Source organism: Aeromonas sp. FDAARGOS 1410 (assembly GCF_019048745.1).
Lineage (GTDB): Bacteria > Pseudomonadota > Gammaproteobacteria > Enterobacterales > Aeromonadaceae > Aeromonas > Aeromonas jandaei.
The window spans coordinates 1617672-1637944 of sequence record NZ_CP077401.1 but is presented as its reverse complement, the minus strand read 5'-3'; the positions used below and the strand labels follow the sequence as shown (position 1 = coordinate 1637944).

At 60.3% G+C, this 20273-nt stretch carries 19 protein-coding genes; 10 read left to right on the top strand and 9 right to left on the bottom strand.

Going from position 1 to position 20273, the window contains the following annotated elements:
* Position 1: 1 nt before the first annotated feature.
* The gene (gene budA / locus I6L40_RS07910) at positions 2-796 is read right to left on the bottom strand and encodes an acetolactate decarboxylase (protein ID WP_033115811.1); all 795 of its coding nucleotides are present in this window, start codon (positions 794-796) and stop codon (positions 2-4) included.
* 108 nt (positions 797-904) lie between these two features.
* On the opposite strand from budA, the gene I6L40_RS07905 reads away from it, so the two are divergent.
* Entirely contained in the window at positions 905-1816 is a 912-nt protein-coding gene (locus tag I6L40_RS07905; RefSeq protein ID WP_104015449.1) for a LysR family transcriptional regulator, read from the top strand.
* A 22-nt stretch (positions 1817-1838) separates the two neighbouring features.
* Here the strand turns inward: I6L40_RS07905 and tyrS are convergent, their stop codons facing one another.
* Entirely contained in the window at positions 1839-3038 is a 1200-nt protein-coding gene (tyrS, locus tag I6L40_RS07900; RefSeq protein WP_041208119.1) for a tyrosine--tRNA ligase, read from the bottom strand.
* A gap of 109 nt (positions 3039-3147) precedes the next feature.
* Between tyrS and I6L40_RS07895 the strand changes: the two genes are divergently transcribed.
* Positions 3148-4485, top strand: a complete 1338-nt coding sequence (locus tag I6L40_RS07895) for a peptidoglycan DD-metalloendopeptidase family protein (protein ID WP_041208118.1) — start codon at positions 3148-3150, stop codon at positions 4483-4485.
* A 124-nt stretch (positions 4486-4609) separates the two neighbouring features.
* Positions 4610-5728 (top strand): anhydro-N-acetylmuramic acid kinase, encoded by a 1119-nt coding sequence (locus I6L40_RS07890; protein WP_216995231.1) that lies wholly within the window; start codon positions 4610-4612, stop codon positions 5726-5728.
* An 81-nt stretch (positions 5729-5809) separates the two neighbouring features.
* Here I6L40_RS07890 and I6L40_RS07885 read toward each other — a convergent pair whose 3' ends face one another.
* Both I6L40_RS07885 and I6L40_RS07880 read right to left on the bottom strand, forming a co-directional pair.
* Positions 5810-6271, bottom strand: coding sequence for a GNAT family N-acetyltransferase (locus tag I6L40_RS07885; RefSeq protein WP_216995230.1), 462 nt, complete (start codon positions 6269-6271; stop codon positions 5810-5812).
* Between the two features lie 588 nt (positions 6272-6859).
* On the bottom strand, positions 6860-7012 hold the full coding sequence (locus I6L40_RS07880; protein WP_216995229.1) for a hypothetical protein: 153 nt from the start codon (positions 7010-7012) through the stop codon (positions 6860-6862).
* Between the two features lie 188 nt (positions 7013-7200).
* Between I6L40_RS07880 and I6L40_RS07875 the strand changes: the two genes are divergently transcribed.
* On the top strand, positions 7201-8466 hold the full coding sequence (locus I6L40_RS07875; protein ID WP_216995228.1) for a RidA family protein: 1266 nt from the start codon (positions 7201-7203) through the stop codon (positions 8464-8466).
* A gap of 71 nt (positions 8467-8537) precedes the next feature.
* Here the strand turns inward: I6L40_RS07875 and I6L40_RS07870 are convergent, their stop codons facing one another.
* From I6L40_RS07870 to I6L40_RS07860, 3 genes are all read right to left on the bottom strand, one after another.
* Positions 8538-9260 (bottom strand): PA1136 family autoinducer-binding transcriptional regulator, encoded by a 723-nt coding sequence (locus I6L40_RS07870; RefSeq protein ID WP_216995227.1) that lies wholly within the window; start codon positions 9258-9260, stop codon positions 8538-8540.
* Complete coding sequence (gene hchA / locus I6L40_RS07865; protein ID WP_041208110.1) at positions 9257-10120, bottom strand: glyoxalase III HchA; 864 nt, start codon at positions 10118-10120, stop codon at positions 9257-9259. The genes I6L40_RS07870 and hchA overlap by 4 nt, the downstream gene beginning before the upstream one ends.
* A gap of 145 nt (positions 10121-10265) precedes the next feature.
* Complete coding sequence (locus I6L40_RS07860) at positions 10266-11138, bottom strand: LysR family transcriptional regulator (protein WP_216995226.1); 873 nt, start codon at positions 11136-11138, stop codon at positions 10266-10268.
* 134 nt (positions 11139-11272) lie between these two features.
* Between I6L40_RS07860 and I6L40_RS07855 the strand changes: the two genes are divergently transcribed.
* Positions 11273-12304 carry an NAD(P)H-quinone oxidoreductase gene (locus tag I6L40_RS07855; protein WP_216995225.1) on the top strand — a complete coding sequence of 344 codons (1032 nt, stop codon included), beginning with the start codon at positions 11273-11275 and terminating at the stop codon, positions 12302-12304.
* A 220-nt stretch (positions 12305-12524) separates the two neighbouring features.
* Here the strand turns inward: I6L40_RS07855 and I6L40_RS07850 are convergent, their stop codons facing one another.
* On the bottom strand, positions 12525-13331 hold the full coding sequence (locus tag I6L40_RS07850; RefSeq protein WP_071912217.1) for a HEPN domain-containing protein: 807 nt from the start codon (positions 13329-13331) through the stop codon (positions 12525-12527).
* 82 nt (positions 13332-13413) lie between these two features.
* On the bottom strand, positions 13414-15405 hold the full coding sequence (tkt, locus tag I6L40_RS07845) for a transketolase (RefSeq protein WP_083593451.1): 1992 nt from the start codon (positions 15403-15405) through the stop codon (positions 13414-13416).
* Positions 15406-15755: 350 nt separating this feature from the next.
* On the opposite strand from tkt, the gene metK reads away from it, so the two are divergent.
* The 5 genes from metK to gshB all read left to right on the top strand — a co-directional run bounded on the left by metK (position 15756) and on the right by gshB (position 20212).
* Positions 15756-16907, top strand: a complete 1152-nt coding sequence (gene metK, locus I6L40_RS07840; protein ID WP_041208104.1) for a methionine adenosyltransferase — start codon at positions 15756-15758, stop codon at positions 16905-16907.
* 68 nt (positions 16908-16975) lie between these two features.
* Positions 16976-17515, top strand: coding sequence for a SprT family zinc-dependent metalloprotease (locus I6L40_RS07835; protein ID WP_071912221.1), 540 nt, complete (start codon positions 16976-16978; stop codon positions 17513-17515).
* A gap of 73 nt (positions 17516-17588) precedes the next feature.
* Positions 17589-18293 (top strand): endonuclease, encoded by a 705-nt coding sequence (locus I6L40_RS07830; RefSeq protein ID WP_043849340.1) that lies wholly within the window; start codon positions 17589-17591, stop codon positions 18291-18293.
* A 119-nt stretch (positions 18294-18412) separates the two neighbouring features.
* Positions 18413-19144, top strand: a complete 732-nt coding sequence (rsmE, locus tag I6L40_RS07825) for a 16S rRNA (uracil(1498)-N(3))-methyltransferase (protein WP_005343824.1) — start codon at positions 18413-18415, stop codon at positions 19142-19144.
* A 114-nt stretch (positions 19145-19258) separates the two neighbouring features.
* On the top strand, positions 19259-20212 hold the full coding sequence (gene gshB / locus I6L40_RS07820) for a glutathione synthase (RefSeq protein WP_216995224.1): 954 nt from the start codon (positions 19259-19261) through the stop codon (positions 20210-20212).
* Positions 20213-20273: the final 61 nt, after the last annotated feature.

The window sequence follows — 20273 nt, the reverse complement described above, 5'->3', positions numbered from 1 at the left end:
ATCAGCCTTCCGCGGCCTGAATGGCGCGATCGAGATCGGCGGGGTTGAGGTCGGCCTGCCGGAAAGCGGGATCCGATGGCAGGGCCAGATTGAGATGACGCACCACCGAGAGACGCAGGGTGCCGTGGGCCATGGTGTAGTCGAGCAGATGGCCGCCGCCGCTGCGATCGGCGGTGATCATGTGCTCGTGAAAGCCCGCCACATTGATCCCCTGCACAAACGGCGGGCAGCGAAAGCCCACCAAAGTCCCCGCCACCGCGGCAAACCGGAACAGCGGCTGCTGCTCGATAGCCTCCAGCATGGGGCGATAGGGCGGCTCCTGACGCGGCACGGTGCGCACCTTGGCCGACTCGAACTGGCCGTCGAGGCGCATGGCGACGAAGACGTTGTCGGAACCCACCAGCCGATCGACCCACTGGTGAATTTCGTCGCGGCTGAGGGGATGGTCGAAGCGACGCTCCAGACAGGGGCGAAAGTGGGTCATCACCGCAAAGGGGGTCTTCTGATCGGCGCGGGCGGGCCGGGCCGAGCCATCGGCCCGCAACTGGTGGATCTGGCGCTCGAAGGCGATCAGCTCGCCATCGAGGTGGTTAAAGGTACCGAGACCAAAGTCGCCGTGGCGCAGCAGCTCGCTCATGGTGGTCTCCCCTTCGTAGACCCCCGCCAGCAGGGCGCTCATCAAAGAGCTTTGGTAGATCTCGCCGCCATCGTGCTGCCTGCGCCAGCGGGAAAACTGCTGACTCACTTCGAGGGCACACGCGCATCCGGCACTGTCAGATGTTGCAATACGTTCCATTCGGGTTTCACCTCCGGCCTGAATCCTGTTAGCGTTCGGATTCAATGGTGACCCGGATCACATTTCAACGCCAATACACCGATCCCGCGACTTTGAGACTCTTTCGATATGGAACTGCGAACCCTGCGCTACTTCATGGCGGTCGTCGACAAACAGAACTTCACCCGGGCAGCCGAGGCGCTCAACATGGCCCAGCCGCCCCTGAGCCAGCAGATCCGCAAGCTGGAAGAGAGCCTCGGCACCCCGCTGCTGCGCCGCCTGACTCGCGGCGTCGAGCTGACCGAGGCGGGCGCGAGCCTCTATCGGGATGCCACCCAGATCCTGACGCTGGCCGATGCAGCCAAACAGAAGGTGAAGCGGATCGCCCGCGGCGAGCAGGGGGCGCTGCGCATCGGCTTTGCCGGCTCTACCGTGCTCCACCCCGCGGTGCTGACCCTGTTGCACGACTATCGGGAACGCTACCCCGAGGTGGCGCTCACCCCGCAGGAGGGCACCATGCCGGCACTGGTGGAGGCGCTGCGCCACGACCGGCTCGATGCCGCCATCCTGCGCCTCCCCTGCAGCGGCAGTCAGGGGCTGGATCACCACCTCATCGAGCAGGAGCCGCTGCTGATCGCCCTGCCCACCAGCCACCCCAAGGCCAAGCTCGGCCCCATCGCCCTCGCCAGCCTGCGCGATGAGAGCTTTATCCTGTTCCCCCGCGAGATTGGCCCCGGCCTTCACGACGGCATCATGGCCCTCTGTCGGGAGGCGGGATTCGAGCCGCAGCTCGGCCCCGTCTGCCCGCAGGTGATCTCCACCGTCGGCATGGTGCAGGCGGGTTTTGGCGTGACCCTGGTGCCAAGCTCGGTGGCGGCGTTGCGCCCGCTTGGGGTGAGCTATCACCCCATCGCCGGCAGCGGCCTGATGACCGCCATCAGCCTCGCCACCCGCCCCCACCCCGGCAGCGCCGTGCTGCGCCGCTTCATCGCCCAGATACAAAAAAGGCCTCCCGAAGGAGGCCTTTTACGGCAATCTTGATGCCTTGCTTGACGGTCGCGGTTTACTTGACGGTCACGCGGGCGAACTTGCGCTTGCCAACCTGATAGACGGCGGTACCGGCACCGATGAGTGCCTTGCCATCTTCCAGCTTCTCGCCATCAACCTTGACCGCGCCCTGCTTGATCATCCGCAGCGCTTCGGAGGTGGTGGCCACCAGATCGGCATCTTTCAGCAGGTTGGCAATGGCCAGACCTTCGCCTTCCAAAGCCAGCTCGACTTCCGGCATTTCGTCCGGAATGGCGTTCTTGGAGAAGCGCTGGGTGAAATCTTCGTGGGCCGCTTCGGCCGCCGCTTCGTCGTGATAACGGGCGATGATCTCTTTGGCCAGCCAGATCTTCACGTCGCGCGGGTTGAGAGTGCCGGCAGCGATGCCTGCCTTGAACTCTTCGATTTCAGCCAGCGGACGGAAGGAGAGCAGCTCGTAGTAGTTCCACATCAGATCGTCGGTGATGGACATGATCTTGCCGAACATCTCGCCCGGAGCGTCATGGACGCCGATGTAGTTGCCTGCGGACTTGGACATCTTCTTGACGCCATCCAGACCCACCAGCAGCGGCATCATCAGCACGCACTGGGTCGCCATGCCGGCATCTTTTTGCAGCTCGCGGCCCATCAGCAGGTTGAACTTCTGGTCGGTACCGCCCAGCTCAACGTCCGCCTTCAGCGCGACCGAGTCATAGCCTTGCAGCAGCGGATAGAGGAATTCGTGAATCGCGATGGACTGGCCGTTGCTGTAGCGCTTCTTGAAGTCGTCGCGCTCCATCATGCGGGCTACGGTCTGCTTGGCCGCCAGCTTGATCATGCCGGTCGCACCCAGCTCGCTCAGCCAGCTGGAGTTGTACTCGATGCGGGTCTTGGCCGGGTCGAGGATCTTGAACGCCTGCTCGGCATAGGTGAGGGCGTTGTGCTTGATCGCCTCTTCGGAGAGCGGCGGGCGGGTGGCGTTCTTGCCGGAGGGGTCACCCACCATGGCAGTGAAGTCACCGATCAGCAGGATCACTTCATGGCCCAGATCCTGGAAGGTTTTCAGCTTGTTGAGGATCACGGTGTGACCCAGGTGAATGTCGGGGGCCGTCGGGTCCATGCCCAGCTTGATGCGCAGCGGGCGCCCTTCCTTCAACTTGGCAACCAGTTCCTCTTCAACCAGAATTTCTTCCGCTCCGCGCTTGATCTCGGCTAGCGCCACCTCGAGCTGGGACATTTTTTGACTCTCCATCACGATTCCACAGGGCCAAACATATTACTGGAATGGCGGGCCAATTGGAAAGGCTGTAAAATCCGTCCATTCTGCCCGACTTCATCTGCATCTCATGGTTATTTGGCACGCCTTCAACTCTCTCCCTCACTGGCACCGCAAGATGGTGCTGATTTTGAGCATCATGATCATGATGCTGGCGGCCTGGCCCAGCGAACAGGCGGTCGCCACCCGGGTCGATGAAAACGGCAACGAGATTGCCCTGCGACAGCAACAGGAAGAGAACAGCGACGACAATCTGCCCCAGGACGACATCACCGCAGATGCCGTGCAGCCGGCCACCCCGCCCAAGCCGACCTATGTCACCAAACATGTGAAGGTGCGTCGCGGCGACAACATGGGGGTGATCTTCCAGCGTCTTGGCCTCAGCACCACGGATCTGCACCTGATCGACCAGCTCGATGACAGCAACCCGCTGCGCATGCTGCAGCCGGGGCAGGAGCTCACCTTCAAGCTGACCGAAGATGGCCAGCTGCACAGCCTCTACTACCCCCACAGCCTCGAACAGGCGCTCAAGGTGAGCCGCAAGGATGACACCTTCGTCGCCCGCAGCGTCAAGATCGCCCTCGACACCCGTGAACAGGTGACCAAGGGGGAGATCCGCTCCAGCTTCTGGAGCTCCGCCGTCGAGGCGGGCATGACCGAGGATCAGATAATGGACTTGGCCGCCATCTTCGGCTGGGACATCGACTTTGCGCAGGACTTGCAGCCGGGGGACAGCTTCCGTGTGGTCTACGAAGACAAGTTCCGCGATGACGAGCGGGTTGCCTCCGGCGATATTCTGGCGGCCGAGTTCGTCAACCAGGGCACTGCCTACCGCGCCGTACTCAATGAAGATGGCAACTACTACACCCCGGAAGGCAAAGCGATGCGCAAGAGCTTCCTGCGCGCGCCGGTCAACTTCAAATACATCAGCTCCAACTTCAACCCGCGCCGCCTCCATCCGGTGACCGGCAAGATCCGCCCCCACAACGGCATCGACTATGTGGCGCCGGTGGGCACCCCCATCATGGCGGCGGGCTCCGGCAACGTGGTGGCGGCGGGCTACAACCAGTTCAACGGCAACTACGTCTTTATCAAGCATGCCGGCAACTATGTGACCAAGTACCTGCACCTCTCCAAACGCACCGTCAACAAGGGGCAGCGGGTCAAGCAGGGGCAGACCATCGGCCTGTTGGGGGGCACCGGTCGCGTCACCGGACCACACCTGCACTATGAATTCGTGGTGGGCGGCGTACACAAGAACCCGCGCACCCTCAACCTGCCGCAGGCGGAGTCCCTGAGCGGACGCGAGCTGGCCAACTTCAGAAAACTGGCGACACCGCAACTGGCCAAGCTCGACAGCCCCGAGCTGCAGCTGGCCCAGAACAAGCGGGAGAGTCGCGGCAACTAAAGCCTTCAGGGCTGGCGGGGTAGCGGCCCCGTCAGCCCTTTTTATTTTGCCTGCGCATGGCTCTGCGCCATGCTGCATCGGTGTCGGGAAGCGGACTATCCCGACCAGCGAGTGAGGAGAGCCAATGGCTGAACGCTATATCGGATTGATGTCAGGCACCAGCATGGACGGCATCGACGCTGTACTGGTGGTGATCGACGGGGATCAACTGCGGGTCGAGGCGGCCATCAGCCACCCCTGGCCCACCGCCCACGAGCTCCATGAGCTCTGCACCCCGAGCGACAACGAGATCGATCGCATGGGGGTGGCCGACAATCTGGTGGCGCGCGAATTTGCCGCCGCCACCCACGCCCTGCTGGCCAAGACGGAGCTCACGCCCGCCGATATTCGCGCCATCGGCAGCCACGGCCAGACCATCCGCCACCGCCCCCAGCTTGGCTTTACCCTGCAGATCGGCAACGCGGCCCTGCTGGCGGCGCTGACCGGCATCGATGTCATCGCCGACTTTCGCACCATGGACATGGCCCTCGGCGGTCAGGGTGCGCCGCTGGTGCCCGCCTTCCATCAGGCCTTCTTTGCCCGCCCCGGCGCCCTGCGGGTAGTTTTAAACCTCGGCGGCATCGCCAATATCTCGGTGCTGCCGGGCCATGCCAACGGGGTCTATGGCTTCGATACCGGCCCGGCCAACACCCTGCTCGACGGCTGGTATCGCCGCCATCACCCCAAGGGGGCCGGCTATGATGCCGGCGGCCAGTGGGCAGCCAGCGGCCAGCTCATCCCCGAGCTGCTGGAGCAGCTCTTGGCCCACCCCTACTTCACCGCCCCCCACCCCAAGAGCACCGGACGGGAGATGTTCACCCTGGCGTGGCTCGATGGCGAGCTGGCTGGCCGCCCCTATGCTCCGGCGGATGTGCAGCGCACCCTGCAGGCGCTCACCTGCCACAGCATCGCCCGCCAGCTGCCTGCGACTCCCGAGGCGTTCGGGGCCAGCCAACCCAAGACCGAGCTCTTTGTCTGCGGCGGCGGCGCCTACAACACCCCGCTGCTGGCGGAGCTGGCCAGCCTGCTGCCCGGCTGGCGCATCGCCAACACCGCCGAGCTGGGGATTGCTCCCGACTGGATGGAAGGAGCTGCCTTTGCCTGGCTGGCGGAGCGCTTTATCAAGCGCAAACCCGGCAACCTGCCCGCCGTCACCGGCGCCAGCCATCCGGCGGTGCTCGGCGCCCTCTATCCGGCGGGCTGACGGGCCCATACCCGGCCCTGCTATCGCCTGTCAGCCCGCGGCTGGCAGGCTTGTTCCCCCTCTTCGATTCCCCTGCGCCAGTTAATTCAGCCCCTCGATATTGAGGCTGTAGTAGTGCTCATCCTTCTCGATCTTGCCGGTAAAGCGAAAACCGAACGAGGCGTAGAGCTCTTTGGCAATCCGGTTATCCTCGTCGATCATCAGCAGCACCTCCCGATACCCCTCACGACCAAAGTGGGCCAGCAGCTCGCCAAAGGCCTGCCGCCCCAGCCCCTGCCCCATAAAGCGGGCATCCAGCATAAAGCGGAAGATCTCGACCATGTCGCCCGGCACATCACCCCCCTTGTACATGACAAAGCCCACCAGCTCCTCCCCGCGATAAATCGCTCTGGGCTCAAAGCCCGGGAAGTAGGCCGCCTCCACCAGCGAGATGGCATTGCAGCAGAGATACTGCTCGAACAGGGTGCCTACCCCGTCCTTGTTGGTTGTCAGCTCACACACCTCGAAGCAGTTCGAGGCGTCGATCTTCTCGATCCTGATCATCTACATCCTTTCGTTGTATCCGGCCCGCTGGCCGCGATAAATAAGCCCTCTCCTCTCTTTGCACTGTCATAACGCTGCACAGTCATAACGCTTGCACCGTCATCACGGGCAAAACCGGAGGGGTCGCCTGCCACAACAACACAGGGTTGTGCGCCCGATGGCAGGCTCAAATTGTTTCACCTGAGTAACAAAGAACAGAAACACCATTTCACTGGTGCAAAAATAGCAGGGAGCCCTGACGGCAACCGGTCGGCAAACCGGAGTCAGGGCCGGTGGCCGATCCTGACATGCAGGGGTGAAGGGAGTCTGAACGAGCCCGTTTGCCCGGCTCGGCACCGCTGAAAATTCATGGCATAAGGCTGATGCGTTGAGCCCCTTGCAGCGGCGTGCCATGGGATATCCGGAAAGCCTTTTCACCGGCTCCATGCAAAAGCGCTGAATTATATTCCCGTTACATCTTTGCAGGGGCCTGAATATCCCGCGGCTACCATATTTTCGCTCTGCCAGATAGTGCTTATAAAAAAGCAAAAATAGATATTTATGCGGCAAAAAATGAATGCGCTGCCAGCAAGCCTGAATAATTTGCAATTATCCTGAGTGCCAGCCACCCATATTTCTGGCGCCAAGACCGTCGGCGCGGGCCTCGCGCTGCAGGCCGCAAAAAATGGCCATCAGATACTTCTTATTAGCCCTGAATTGATCCGCACCAGAGATATATTTCAGGGCGTTGAGCCATCTCATAGAAACGCGATCCCGGTTTGCATCGCTATTTTGCGGTTCATAGAATCGCGCTTGTCTGAACCCTCTCCCCCTCTGGTGCCGCAATGGTTGCCGGGCGCGCTATATCGCCGCGCTCTGCCCACATTTTTTGTCGCTGGCGGGAGGAACCCCTGACCCCAATAACGATGATTACAACGAGGTGTATCCCAATGAGTGGCACTATTATCAAGTCGGCCCGCAATACCCCCAATGCTCCGCAGCATATCGGCCCCTATACCCAGAGCGTGGCCTTCTCCCACTACAACAATATCTCCGCCCAGCTGCCGGTCGACCCGAAAAGCGGCGCCCTGATCGAGGGTGATATCAAGGCGCAAGCCAGACAGTGCCTCACCAATATCAAGGCCATCGTCGAGAGCATCGACCATGTGATGGACGACGTGGTGAAAGTGACCCTCTTCCTGCAAGAGATGGCTGACCTCGAGGCGGTCAACGAGGTCTATCGCGAGTTCTTCCCGCGCAATCTGCCGACCCGCACCGTGCTGGCCGTGGCGGGTCTGCCGCTGCACGCCAAAGTGCAGATGGATGCGCTCATCTCCAACGGCGAAGGCACCTTCCCGCAAGCTCCGTGCCCGCTGGTGAAGCTCGCCCGCAACAGTGCCCGTGCGCCGCAAGACCCGCTCTCCACCCAGACCGTCGCCTTCTCCCACTACAACAATATCGGTGCCCAGCTGCCGGTTGAGCCCGCATCCGGCGCCCTGATTGGCGGCGGCATTCGCGAGCAGGCGGCCCAGTGCCTGCACAACATCAAGGCTGTGCTGGAGGGGATCGACGTGCCCTTCGACGATATCGTCAAAGTGACCGTCTATCTGACCAATCTGGCAGATCTGGATGCCGTCAACGAGGTCTACACCACCTTCTTCCCCGACTCCGCCATTGCCCGCGCCGCCGCCTATATGCCTGCCCGCAGCGTGATTGCTGCCTCCGCCCTGCCCATGGGTGCGCTGGTACAGATGGATGCGGTCATCTCCCACGGTGACGGCACCCCGCCGCAACTGGTGGAAGACAGACACAATCTGGTGATCCGCCCGCGCAATACCGACAAGGCACCGCGCAGCCACTTGCACACCCAGACCGTCGCCTTCTCCCACTACAACCATATTGCCGGTCAGCTGCCGGTTGATCTGGCCACCGGCAAGATCCTGACCGGCTGCGTGCGGGAGCAGACCGCCCAGTGCCTCAGCCATATCAAGGCGATTGTGGAGAGCATCGGCCATGTGATGGACGATATCGTCAAGGTCAATATCCAGCTCGCCAATATCGCCGATCTGGCCGAGGTGGATGCCATCTATACCAAATACTTCCCGGCCTACCTGCCGGCCCGCACCGTGATCGCGGTGCGCGAGCTGCCCGCCGGCGCACGAATCCAGATGGATGCGGTGATGTCCAACGCGGAAAGTACCCCGCCACAGGCGTAAGGTTTGTTGAAATAAAAAAGAGACCGGCTGATGGCCGGTCTCTTTTTACATGCCAGACAAAGGGGTGGCCCTCAGCCCTCAATATCGCGGTACCTGATCGCTACTCTGACCGCCTCAGCGGTAGTGGCAACCCCCAGCCGACGGCGGGCACTGCGCAGATGGTTCTCGACCGTGCGCACCGAGAGCTTCAGGGTGGTGGCGATATCGGCATGGCGCCAACCCCGGGAGACCCACTCCAGCACTTCGCGCTCGCGCCCAGTGAGGCCACGCTCGTGACCCGCCACCGGCATCTCCATCAGGCGACGGGCTACATGAAAAGCCGCCGCCGCGATCAGCGCAAGGCCAACCCGAGCGGGAGCGCTGGCATCGATCTGATCGCCGCCAAAGCTCATCGCCCCCTCCAGCCCCAGCGGCCCATAGACGGGCACCTGCAAGCCATGTCGGCCCGGCCCCTCAGGCTGGCGAACGATACGGTACAGCTCCCCAGCGGCGCTATGGATCTTGCTCCAGAAGAAGGGCTGGTCTCGTTCTCTGATGTGCATCGCCATCGGGCACTCGCGCATATAGGCATGCAGGTCGACCGCCTCGCCGCTCTCCAGCCACTCCCCCTCCAGCCAGTAGAGGTGCTCGACCACCCCCTCCTCGCTGGCACTGATGGAGAAGAGCGCAAAGCGGTGATACCCCAGCGGGGTGGCGAAGGCACGCACCAGTTGCTGGATCTCCTCCAGCCGCTGGCACCCTTCCAGCGCCACCGCGACCTGCAGTGCACTGGCTGGCGACGACGACAACCTCATCGCTTGGCAACCGCCTCCAGCAAGGTGGTGGCGGCCAGTTTGCCGAGGTTATTGCCAGCCAGCGGGCTGTCACCAGTCAGCAGATTGCGATCCCGGCATACCTCTCCCGAGATGCCGTTGTTGACGATCTCGAAGCCAATCTCTTTGAGCTTCTCGCCAAACTTCCAGGTGAGGTGGCCCGGCATATAGCCAATTGCCGGGGTCTGGGCATCCAGCTCGTCGGGGAAGGCGCAGATCTTGTAGCCCGCGAAGGTCTCTGGATTGGCCACCGCCAGCAGCGCAGCAGGCCCGTGACAGAGGGAGATGATGAAGCGATCGTTGGCCATCGCCCACTCCAGCAGCGCTTTCACCTCGGCACTCTCCGGCAGCCCCATCAGGGCGCCGTGCCCGCCGGGAATAAAGACGCCGATATAGTCCGAGTCGGCGGCCAGCGCCTCTTTCAGCAGATCGGCCAGCTTGGCCGGTTGGCGGAACTGCGCCTGATATTTGCCGTAGAGCCCTAGCACCTCTTCGTCTTCGCCGGGCATGGCCCACCACTCGAACTTGACCGGATTGCCGGAAAGGGTAGCCACATCAAAGGCAAAGCCCGCCTTGTCGAGGTGATACATGGGCAGCAGGGTTTCGACCGGATGGTTACCGGTAGAAAACAGGGTGCCGTTGTCGGTGGGCAGATAGCGCTCATCGGCCCCGATCAGCAGGATCTTCCAGCGCCCCTCCCGATAGGGAGCGGGATAGTCAGCCCCGGCAAGGTCAGATTTGCGCGAGGTGAACTGGCTCAGGGAGTAGGGCGACGGGAAGAAAGCATTCTGCTCTGCCGGATCCGGGGTCGGTTGTTTATCGTCAACAAGCATATCGGTCATGGGTCAGGCTCCAGTAGTGGTGGACTCGGTCTCACAGTATTGACTGTCAGAGACCAAGTAAATGAGGGTTTTCCCTCAACCGCCATGACTATGGCAAGGGATGTGACCGCGTTGCGACAAAACCTGAACAGAGCGCCCGCCAGACTTAGACCACTGCGGCAAATGCCCTGACGATGGCATCCATGACCGCCCTAACCCGCGCAGCATGTTGCACATCCTGATGGGTCACCAGCCACACATCGTAGGATTGCTGTAACTGCCGCTCGGGCCAGACTCGCATCAACCCGGCTTGCTCGGCCAGCGGAACCGCCACCTCGCCAAGCCCCAACCCCATCAACAGGGCCTGACGCAGCATCAGGCTGGTATTGACCCCCGCGGCGACCGTGGCTCCCTCGGCCGCCTCTTCGAGCATCATGGGGGATCGCGCGCTCTGCCAGTGGGGCTCATACACCACCAGCGAATGGCCCGCAAAACCGGTGCCCGCTTCGGGAATGCCATGGCGAGCCAGATAGTCGGCGGAGGCATACAACCCGACCGGCCAGGAGGCCAGCTTGCGAATAATCAGGTCGGGATTGTCCGGCTTCACCGTCCGGATCGCGATATCCGCTTCCCGCAAGGACAGATTGACCACCTGGGTCGAGGTATTGAGGATGACCCTGATATCGGGATAACGCTGATGCAGCTCGGTCAGGGCCGGTATCAGAAAATCCATCCCCAGGGTGTCTGTAGTCGCCACGCGGACCTCCCCGACCAGACGGTTGTCGACCCCTTGCGCCGCCCGTACGAAATCAATGGCCGCCAGCTCCATCTGCTGAGCGCTGGCCAGCACTATCTCTCCGACATGAGTCAGCACATACCCTTTGGATGTGCGGAGAAACAGCGTGGCCGCCAGACGATGCTCCAGTGCGGCAATCCGTCTGCCAATGGTTGCCTGATCGACCCCGACCACACGGGCGGCGCCCCTCAGGCTACCTTCCCGATGCAACGCCAGAAAAATTTTCGCATCATCCCAGTTCATCACGACTCCCGGTTGAAATGCATTTTTGCATTACAGGTGAGGGATAATACTGCGTTTATTCATCAGAAATCTCCACTATCTTGGTGCTCATCCCACTAGGGGAACCTCATATCACCTCGTTACAGGAGCAGCTGATGTCTCATTCTCATTTCATTCCCGCCACCATGAACGCGGTAGAGATTACCCAGCCCGGTGGCCCCGATGTCTTGCAACTGACCACCCGCGCCACACCAGCGCCCAAGCCCGATGAGGTCTTGATCCGGCACTATGCGACCGGCATCAATGGGCCGGATGTGATGCAGCGCAAGGGGCTCTACCCGCCTCCGGCAGGGGCATCGGATATTCCCGGGCTGGAGGTCGCCGGGGTCGTGGTCGCCAAGGGGGAGCAGGTGACCCATCTCAAGATTGGCGACAAGGTCGCAGCGCTGATTTCGGGTGGCGGCTATGCCGAGTACAGCGTCGCCCACCAGGGCAATGTCCTGCCCCTGCCGCCCGGATTGAGCTTTGTCGAAGCCGCGGCGCTGCCGGAAACCTTTATGACGGTCTGGTCAAATATGTTTGAACGGGGTCAGTTTAAAAAAGGGGACATTATCTTGATCCATGGCGGTGCCTCCGGTATCGGCACGACCGCCACCATGCTGGCCAAGGCATTTGGCGCCGCCAAAATCATCACCACGGTCGGCTCACCCGAGCAGCAGGCCGCTAGCATCAAGCTGGGCGCGGATGTGGCCGTGCTCTACAAGGAGGAGGATTTTGTCGAGGCAGTGCATGCCGCCACCGATGGCCATGGCGCCGACATCATTCTCGATATCATTGGCGGGGAGTATGTCGCGCGCAACTATGCGGCGGCCGCCATCAATGGCCGCATAGTCCAGATCGGCATTATTGCGGGCGCCGCCCCCAATCTGGATCTGTTTCCCATGCTGCAAAAGCGGCTGACCCATATCGGCTCCACCCTGCGCTCGCGTACTCCGCAGGAAAAAGCCGAGCTGATTGCCCAGCTGCAAACTCATGTCTGGCCATTTATCGAACGCGGCGAGGTCAAACCGCAGGTTTACCAGACCTTCCCGCTGGATGAGGCCGCTGCCGCTCACCATTTGCTGGATTCAGGCCGTCATATCGGCAAGCTGGTATTAACCATGGCGCCCTTGTCATCAGATAAATAAGGCACATAGCAGACTTGGTTGAGGTGAGTGCGGTGATATCCAACGCGGAAAGTACCCCGCCGCAGGCGTAAGGGTTGCAGAAATAAAAAAGAGACCGGCTATATGCCGGTCTCTTTTTTGGTAACAGGAAGGGCATTATTTTTATGGCACAGTCTAAAAGAACGCGAACGTCCGATGACGCTTCGCTAATCGAACCTGCGGGCCAACTCAATCACAATCACTAATTTCTTCGATAATTTTCCGAAATAAAGAAATATCGAAGAAGATGCTGATCTAGCTGTAACGCAATACTTTTTAACAGCTTACTCATCTCCGTCACCTGTTTTATTGACAGTTCTACTGGTTTACCATGCGCAATTTTATTTCTAATCTCACGAGTGTTATGGTATGAGTCAACAACATCATCAGGAATAACCATATGCAGACCATCTTTCAGAACTGATGGAATATCGGCTGATTTCATATTAGAGAGTTTTTGCATGAACATTTGAGCACCATAACTGCCAAACATGTCACTAGGAAAACGGTATTTTATGCTCTCCAACTCCCTTGTCGCTTCAAAGTACCGTTGAGGATTTTTCGATCTACTTGGGATTCTAATTTTTTTCCTCGTTTCTTCAACCTCATCATTTATTGCGTTTTGATAGCCCCTAGCTTTTGCTTTTTTAATAAACTCATCTATTCCTCCATGAAAGGTTAACATTTCTTTTATAACATCAAGAACGTAAGCCTCAAAGAAGCTAAAATTACTAATAAGTATGTACTTAGATAATTTTGCTTTATAACCAACACTAATTTCCTTTAATTGTTCCTTACTTCTCTCTCTTTGAGCATCATCAGGAGCTTCTCTTGCACCATAATGATCTGGAGCTGTTAACTCATCAATTATTCCCTTTTCAAAAAGTCTGATATTTCTTTTTAGTGTTGGCACAGCATGGCAAATTAATATAGAAAATTCGAAGGTTTCTTGTGTTTGCTCCTTCCAACGAGCAAAGGCTTCCGTATGTCGATTAAGTCTTTTATTCATGCGCCTTACTCCCCATCTTTAAAAAATAAAAAAGCGCCTCCCGAAGGAGGCGCTTTTCAGTTCTATACACAGCAATTAGCTATTACAGGGATTCAGCGGTCGCAACCACGTTTTCCACGGTAAAGCCGAATTCCTTAAACAGCAGCTCGGCAGGTGCGGACTCACCGAAGGTGGTCATACCGATGATCTTGCCGCCGAAACCGACGTACTTGTACCAGTAGTCGGCGATGCCGGCTTCGATGGCTACGCGCTTGGTGACGGAGGACGGCAGGACGGACTCTTTGTACTCGGCAGACTGGGCATCGAACACGTCGGTAGACGGCAGAGAGACCACGCGCACGGCACGGCCCTTGGCAGTCAGCTGCTCATAGGCGGCAACGGCCAGTTCCACTTCGGAACCGGTGGCGATCAGGATCAGCTCCGGAGTACCGGCGCAATCCTTCAGCACGTAACCACCCTTGGCGGTGTCGGCCAGCTGCTGGGCAGTACGGTCCATCTGGGCCAGGTTCTGACGAGAGAAGATCAGAGAGGTCGGGCCGTCGGTACGCTCGATGGCGTGTTTCCAGGCGATGGCAGATTCAACCTGGTCACACGGACGCCAGGTGCTCATGTTCGGAGTCAGACGCAGGGAGGCGATCTGCTCAACCGGCTGGTGAGTCGGGCCATCTTCACCCAGACCGATGGAGTCGTGGGTGTAAACAAAGATGGAACGCTGCTTCATCAGAGCGGCCATGCGCAGGGCGTTGCGGGCATACTCCATGAACATCAGGAAGGTGGCGCCGTAGGGGATGAAACCACCGTGCAGGGCGATACCGTTCATGATGGCGGACATGCCGAACTCGCGGACACCGTAGTGGATGTAGTTGCCGGAGGCATCGTCATTGGTCAGGGACTTGGAACCGGACCACATGGTCAGGTTGGACGGAGCCAGGTCAGCGGAGCCACCCATGAATTCCGGCAGCAGCTTGCCGAACGCTTCCAGTGCGTTTTGGGACGCTTTACGGGTTGCGATCTTGGCCGGGTTGGCTTGCAGGGTTTCGATGATCTTGGCGGATTCAGCAGCCCAGTTGGCCGGCAGTTCGCCTGCGGTGCGGCGCTTGAATTCGGCAGCCAGAGTCGGGTGAGCTGCTTCATAGGCGGCGAACTTGGCAGCCCAGTCGGCTTCCAGTTTGGCGCCCTTCTCCTGACCGTTCCACTCGGCAGCGATGTCGGCCGGGATAACGAACGGGGCGTGGTCCCACTTCAGGAAGGCGCGAGCAGCGGCGATCTCGTCGTTGCCCAGCGGTGAACCGTGGCAGTCGTGAGAACCGGATTTGTTCGGGGAACCGTAACCGATGATGGTGCGGCAGCAGATCAGGGTCGGCTTGCCGGTCTCGGCCTTGGCGGCTTCGATGGCAGCGTTGATCGCTTCCGGGTTGTGGCCGTCAACAGCCGGGATAACGTGCCAGCCGTAGGCTTCGAAGCGCTTGACGGTGTCGTCGGTGAACCAGCCTTCTACGTGACCGTCGATGGAGATGCCGTTGTCATCCCAGAACGCGATCAGTTTGCCCAGTTGCAGGGTACCGGCCAGAGAGCAAGCCTCGTGGGAGATACCTTCCATCAGGCAGCCGTCGCCCATGAAGGCGTAGGTGTAGTGGTCAACGATGTCGTGACCCGGCTGGTTGAACTGGTCAGCCATGGCCTTCTCGGCGATCGCCATACCAACGGCGTTGGTGATGCCCTGACCCAGCGGGCCAGTGGTGGTTTCAACGCCCGGCGCGTAACCGTACTCCGGGTGACCCGGGGTGCGAGAGTGCAGCTGGCGGAAGTTTTTCAGATCGTCGATGGAGAGGTCATAACCGGAGAGGTGCAGCAGGGAGTACAGCAGCATGGAGCCGTGGCCGTTGGAGAGGATGAAACGGTCGCGGTCGGCCCACTTGGGGTTGTTCGGGTTATGTCTGAGGTGGCTGCGCCACAATACTTCGGCGATATCCGCCATTCCCATGGGGGCGCCCGGGTGACCGGAGTTGGCTTTTTGAACGGCATCCATACTCAATGCACGAACGGCATTGGCAAGCTCTTTACGAGAAGGCATCTGTATCTCCTGCGATTGCTTCATTTGATGGCCAAGATGTAAGGCGCGTTATTGTCCCAGCAGGGCGCGCGGCGTGCAAATGTTATCTGGACGAATAAAGCCGCTTTGGGAGGACAATCGCTTTTCTTGGCGGCGTTTGACCAGACAGAACAACCGCAAACGTTTGATTTCCATCCCCTTGGGGATAGTAAGGAGCCAATAGTGGCCTTCTTGCGACACAGCGACAAAATAGTGCTGGCAATCGGGGGGGGTGCTAACTAAAATAGACGTCCAGATGTAGATACCTCTACACCGTCCTATTCATCCGGTTATTGCCGTGGCGATAACCCAGACAAGCTGAGATTAAAATCATGGCAAAGCTGTTTACTTCCGAGTCGGTCTCCGAAGGCCATCCCGACAAGATTGCGGACCAGATCTCCGATGCGGTACTGGACGCCATCCTCAAGCAAGATACCAAGGCACGCGTTGCCTGCGAGACCCTGGTCAAGACCGGTATGGTCATGGTGGCCGGTGAAGTAACCACCTCTGCCTGGGTAGACATCGAGCAGATCGTGCGCGATACCGTGCGTGAAATCGGCTACACCCACTCCGACATGGGCTTCGATGCCGACTCCTGCGCCGTGCTGAACGCCATCGGCAAGCAGTCCCCGGATATCAACCAGGGTGTTGACCGCAGCGATCCGCTGGAACAGGGCGCTGGCGACCAGGGCCTGATGTTCGGCTACGCCACCAACGAAACCGACGTGCTGATGCCCGCCCCCATCACCTACTCTCACCTGCTGGTGAAGCGTCAGGCTGAAGTGCGCAAGAACGGCACCCTGCCGTGGCTGCGTCCGGATGCCAAGAGCCAGCTGACCTTCGCCTACGACGACGCAGGCAAGATCATCGGTGTGGATGCCGTGGTTCTCTCTACCCAGCACGCTGAATCCATCAGCCACAAAGATCTGGTTGAAGCGGTACGCGAAGAGATCATCAAGCCGGTACTGCCGGCCGAGTGGGTCAACAAGGACACCAAATACTTCATCAACCCGACCGGCCGTTTCGTTATCGGCGGCCCGATGGGTGACTGCGGTCTGACCGGTCGCAAGATCATCGTCGACACCTACGGCGGCATGGCCCGTCACGGTGGTGGCGCCTTCTCCGGTAAGGATCCGTCCAAGGTTGACCGTTCTGCTGCCTACGCCGCCCGCTACGTTGCCAAAAACATCGTTGCCGCCGGTCTGGCCGATCGCTGTGAAATCCAGATCTCCTACGCCATCGGCGTGGCCGAGCCGACCTCCATCAGCGTGGAAACCTTCGGTACCGCCAAGGTTGCCGAGGATCTGCTGGTCAAGCTGGTACGCGAGCACTTCGAACTGCGCCCGTACGGCCTGATCCAGATGCTGGATCTGAAGCGCCCGATCTACCAGGCTACCGCTGCCTACGGTCACTTCGGTCGCAACGAGTTCCCGTGGGAGCAGACCGACAAGGCCGAACTGCTGCGCTCTGCCGCTGGCCTGTAAGGTTCACGGTTGTGATAAAAGGGGAGCCTGGCTCCCCTTTTGCTTATCCGCCATTTGACGAGAACCCGATGTCTGCCACCCCTACCCGCCTCGACCCCGCCCTGCACCAGCAGCTGCTCGCACGCGTCGATGCCTGCTTTGCACAAGCCGAAGCGCGCCTTGGCCGCACCTTCCCCCGCCCGCAAGTCCATTGCAACATGCGTGGTCGGGCGGCGGGATCGGCGCGGCTGCAAACCTGGGAGCTGCGCTTCAATCCCGCCCTCTGTCAGGCCAACCAGCAGGCGTTTCTGGATGAGGTGGTGCCCCACGAGGTGGCCCATCTGCTGGTCTATGCACTGTGGGGGGAAGGTCGCGGCAGATCGCGGGTGCTACCCCACGGCCGCCAGTGGCAATCGGTGATGCGGGAGGTGTTCGGCCTTGAGCCCAGAACCACCCACAGCTTCGATCTGGCGGTTCTGGCCCAGCGCACCATCCCCTATCGCTGCCTCTGTCAGCAGCATCAGCTGTCGGTACGCCGCCACAACAAGGTGGTGCGCGGCGAAGCCCGCTATCACTGCCGACGCTGCAAGCAGCCGCTGGAGCGGGAACGGCCGGAGCCAGAACAGTAAGCCAGCCGGTGTCGCGCTCTTGTGGTAGGGTGCCCGCCATCGTTCGTCTATCATCCCGTTTGCAAGGAATCCCATGCGTTTCATCTCCTCCCTCGCCCTGACCCTGCTGGCCGGTTTGCCGCTGCTCAGCGCGCCTCTGCACGCCCAGACCTTTCGCGAAGCCAAGCAGGATCTGGTCAAGCTCTACCGCAGCCAGCCAGACGCGACCACCTTCTACTGCGGCTGTGACATCAACTATCAGGGCAAGAAGATGAGCCCGGATCTCGCCAGCTGCGGCTATGAGCCGCGCAAGCAGCCCAAACGCGCCGCCCGCATCGAGTGGGAGCACGTGGTGCCCGCCTGGGAGTTTGGCCACCAGCTGCAGTGCTGGCAGGATGGCGGTCGCAAGAACTGCGAGAAGGTGAGCCCGGAGTTCAACAAGATGGAGGGGGACATGCATAACCTCTTCCCCGCCATCGGCGAGGTGAACGGCGATCGCGCCAACTTCCGCTTCTCCGACTGGAACGGCAAGCCGGATCAGTACGGCCAGTGCCAGATGCTGGTGGATTTCAAGGAGCGCCGGGTGCAGCCGCCCAAGGGGCCGGTACGGGGTCAGATCGCCCGCGCCTACCTCTACATGAGCGAGCAGTATGGGCTGCGTCTGGCAGCGCAACAGCGTAAACTGTTCGAAGCTTGGGATCGCCAGTACCCGGCAGAGGGCTGGGAGTGCGAGCGTAACCGCCGCATCGGCAAGCTGCAGGGCAATACCAATCCCTTTATTGAAAAGCAGTGCCAATAACCCCATTTGACCAGGGAGGGGGATCGCCCCTCCTATCATGAAACTCTTTCCTTCTGCCGCGTGAGCCTTGCTCGCCGCAGGATATGAAGGGTTTCCAAGCAAGAGACTGACTAGCAGACATGCGCATTCCACGTATCTATGAACCGGCCACCCTGCAAGTTGGCCAGACCATCGCCCTGTCGGAAGACGGCGCCAACCATATCGGCCGGGTACTGCGCATGCAGCCGGGCCAGCAGCTCGAGCTGTTCAACGGCGATGGCAATCAATATCCCGCCACCATCGCCAGCGTCGGCAAGAAGTCGGTGGAAGTGACCATCGACAGCTGCGACGTCCAATCGGTGGAGTCACCGCTGGCCATCCACTTGGGTCAGGTGATCAGCCGCGGCGACAAGATGGACTTCACCATCCAGAAATCGGTGGAGCTGGGCGTCACCTGCATCACCCCGCTCTTCTCCGAGCGCTGCGGCGTCAAGCTGCCAGCCGATCGACTGGAGAAGAAGCGCGAGCAGTGGCAGAAGGTGGTGATCAGCGCCTGCGAACAGTGCGGCCGCAACGTGGTGCCCGAGGTGCGTATGCCGATGGAGCTCGACGCCTGGCTCGCGGAAGAGACCAAGGAGCTCAAGCTCAACCTGCACCCGCGCGCCGAGTACAGCATCAACACCCTGCCCGTTCCCGAGCACGGCGTGCGCCTGCTGATTGGCCCGGAAGGGGGATTGTCGAGCGACGAGATCGCCCGTACCGTGCAGGAAGATTTCAAAGAGATGCTGCTGGGGCCGCGGGTGCTGCGCACCGAAACCGCCGCCCTGACGGCGATTACTGCGCTGCAGTGCCGCTTTGGCGATCTCGCTTGATACTATCGGCCGCATCAATCAGCCCTATGGCTGCATCGACGCAGCCGCAAGCGGCCGATTACGCTGCGCTAATCGACCCTACAACCCTATCGAGCCATTAAGAAGGAACAGCGGATGACCATTAAACTCGGCATCGTGATGGACCCCATCTCGGCCATCAACATCAAGAAAGATTCCAGCTTTGCCATGCTCGAAGAGGCGCAAAAGCGCGGCTATGAGCTCTTCTATCTGGAGATGAAGGATCTCTACATGGAAGCCGGTCGCGCCTTTGGCACCATGCGCCCGCTCACCGTCAAATATGACTATGCCGACTGGTACACCCTGGGCGAGGTGGTGGATCAGCCCCTCTCCAACCTCGATGTGATCCTGATGCGCAAGGATCCGCCGTTCGACACCGAATTTATCTATGCCACCTACATGCTGGAGCGGGCCGAGGATGAGGGTTGCCTTATCGTCAACAAGCCGCAGAGCCTGCGCGACGCCAACGAGAAGCTCTACACAGCCTGGTTTGCCGAGCACACCCCGACCACGCTGGTGACCCGCCGCGCCGACAAGCTGCGCGCCTTCCACGCCCAGCACAAAGACGTGATCCTCAAGCCGCTGGACGGCATGGGCGGCGCCTCCATCTTCCGCATGAAGGAAGATGACGCCAACGTCGGCGTGATTATCGAGACCCTGACCGCCCACGGCAGCCAGTACTGCATGGCGCAGACCTATCTGCCCGCCATCAAGGATGGCGACAAGCGGGTACTGGTGGTGGATGGCGAGCCGGTTCCCTACTGTCTGGCCCGTATTCCGGCGCAAGGCGAAACCCGTGGCAATCTGGCAGCCGGTGGCCGTGGCGAGGCGCGTCCCCTGAGCGAAGCTGACTGGGCCATCGCCCGCGCGGTGGGCCCGACGTTGAAAAAGAAAGGGCTTATCTTCGTTGGCCTCGATATCATCGGCGACCGCCTGACCGAGATTAACGTCACCAGCCCGACCTGCATTCGCGAGATTGAAGCGGCCTTCGACGTGCACATTACCGGCATGCTGATGGATGCCATCGAGCGCCGGCTGGCCAAGGCCTGAGCCCGCCACAGTTAAATTGCAGCTCGATGTAGTGAGCGAGTGTTAATGCAAAGAGGCGGCC